The following is a 649-nucleotide window of genomic DNA, read 5'->3' as shown; positions in this document are numbered from 1 at the left end:
AAGAGGACTCTTGGACTTATTGAAAGGCAAGAATAAGGATGATATCTCTTCCTACGCGGAAGCGATCTCCGGAGACTCAAGCGTTGCTTATGGGATCGCATTCAGTAAGGCATTCGAAGAGGCTCATGGCATTTCCGTTCCAGAAGAAGTCGCCTTCGCAAGAACTGTCCTTCTCGAAATAGAAAGGATAGCGATCCATATCGGGGATATGGGTGCGATTGCGGGTGACGTAGGATACTATCCTTTGCAAGGAGTTTGCTCCATGCAGAGAGGGGTTCCTCTCGGAGTCATGGAGGCTCTTACTGGAAACCGTTTCGGAAGAGGAGCTCTTTCTCCCGGAAAAGTGCGTTTGAAAAAAGATCTCTCCGAATCCGTACTTGCGGATCTTGCAAAACGAATTGCAGATGTCACAGAAGATGTGGCCGGTCATTTCGAAAGAGCGGCAAGCAAATCCACAAATAGAGAGAGGCTTCAAATCTGCGGAGCTCTTACTCCAAAACAACTGAGAGAACTCGGCTTTGTGGGAATGGTGGAGAAATGCATCGGCTTCTCTAGAGACTTACGTCATCATGACACAAGCTATTCTCTTGCGGGAGAAGGGATCAAACTGGATTTGGATCACGCAAACATGAAGGGAGATGCTTGGGCA

1 protein-coding gene is annotated in these 649 nt (G+C 48.1%); it reads left to right on the top strand.

Going from position 1 to position 649, the window contains the following annotated elements:
• The coding region (locus EHO59_RS07695) for an NADH-quinone oxidoreductase subunit D-related protein (RefSeq protein WP_484177325.1) at window positions 1-649 on the top strand (649 nt) is incomplete at both ends.

The sequence above is a fragment of the Leptospira semungkisensis genome, from assembly GCF_004770055.1.
Lineage (GTDB): Bacteria > Spirochaetota > Leptospiria > Leptospirales > Leptospiraceae > Leptospira_B > Leptospira_B semungkisensis.
The sequence above is the reverse complement of the archived record's forward strand: the minus strand, read 5'-3'. Positions and strand labels throughout refer to the sequence as shown.